Source organism: Streptomyces viridiviolaceus (genome assembly GCF_014650995.1).
Taxonomy (GTDB): domain Bacteria; phylum Actinomycetota; class Actinomycetes; order Streptomycetales; family Streptomycetaceae; genus Streptomyces; species Streptomyces viridiviolaceus.
The window spans coordinates 1-852 of the sequence record NZ_BMWA01000097.1 but is presented as its reverse complement, the minus strand read 5'-3'; the positions used below and the strand labels follow the sequence as shown (position 1 = coordinate 852).

Genomic DNA, 852 nt, shown 5'->3' with positions numbered 1-852 from the left:
ACGCTCGCGATCCCGGCGTCCCGGCAGGCCCGGGCCACGCGGACAGCGATTTCGCCACGGTTGGCGATGAGCACCTTCGTCAGCATGCCGCCTCCTGTACGTCCGTCCGGTCGGCGCTGATCGCGTCGACGGTCTCGACGATGCGGCGGATGTCCGCACCGGGGGTGAACACCGCGGCGACGCCCATGGCTTCGAGCGCGCGGACGTCGGCGTCCGGGATGATGCCGCCGACCAGGAGGCGAACGTCGCTCGCCTCCTCCCGCGCCAGCAGCTCGATCACGCGCTCCACGATCGTCAGATGGGCGCCCGAGAGCACGGAAAGGCCCAGGACGGGCGCGTCCTCGGCGATGACGGTGGCGACGATCTGCTCCGGCGTCTGGTGCAGGCCGGTGTAGATCACTTCGTGGCCGGCGTCGCGCAGCGCACGGGCGATCACCTTGGCGCCACGGTCGTGACCGTCGAGTCCGGGCTTGGCGATCACCACGCGCACTCGTGGCGGCGCCGCCGCACCGCCGAGGTCTGCGCGCTGTCGCAGGGCGTTCATGGTCTCTCCGATCGGAAGTTCACTGGGGGAGGGCTGAGGCGAGCCAGCCGGCAGGGCCGTAGCCCTGCGGCGCCCGCAGGATAAGACGGGGGGAGGCCCAGGCACCGGCACGACGGGGGGCCGGGGCGGGGCCCGCCGTACCGACGGCGGACAACAGTGCGACCACGGCGGCGAGCTCCTCGGGGGTGGGGTTGCCCCGTACGACCTTGATGGTCACAGCGGCTCCTTGCTGGGCTCAGAGGGGGATGTTGCCGTGCTTCTTCGGGGGGAGGGTTTCGCGTTTGGTGCGCAGTTGGCGCAGGCCGCGG

Annotated in this window: 3 protein-coding genes; all 3 read right to left on the bottom strand. The window is 71.9% G+C overall.

What is annotated here, in order from left to right:
* The coding region (locus tag IE260_RS41055; protein ID WP_373303480.1) for a biotin carboxylase N-terminal domain-containing protein at window positions 1-83 on the bottom strand (83 nt) is incomplete at its 3' end.
* Window positions 80-544 carry a cobalamin B12-binding domain-containing protein gene (locus tag IE260_RS41050; RefSeq protein WP_189881024.1) on the bottom strand — a complete coding sequence of 155 codons (465 nt, stop codon included), beginning with the start codon at window positions 542-544 and terminating at the stop codon, window positions 80-82. The genes IE260_RS41050 and IE260_RS41055, both read right to left, overlap by 4 nt.
* A 19-nt stretch (window positions 545-563) precedes the next feature.
* Window positions 564-761, bottom strand: a complete 198-nt coding sequence (locus IE260_RS41045) for an acyl-CoA carboxylase subunit epsilon (RefSeq protein WP_189881023.1) — start codon at window positions 759-761, stop codon at window positions 564-566.
* Window positions 762-852 lie beyond the last annotated feature (91 nt).

What these genes read in the sequence shown, in the direction of transcription:
- IE260_RS41050 (WP_189881024.1), bottom strand. Translation starts at nt 544, where the DNA reads ATGAACGCCCTGCGACAGCGCGCAGACCTCGGCGGTGCGGCGGCGCCG.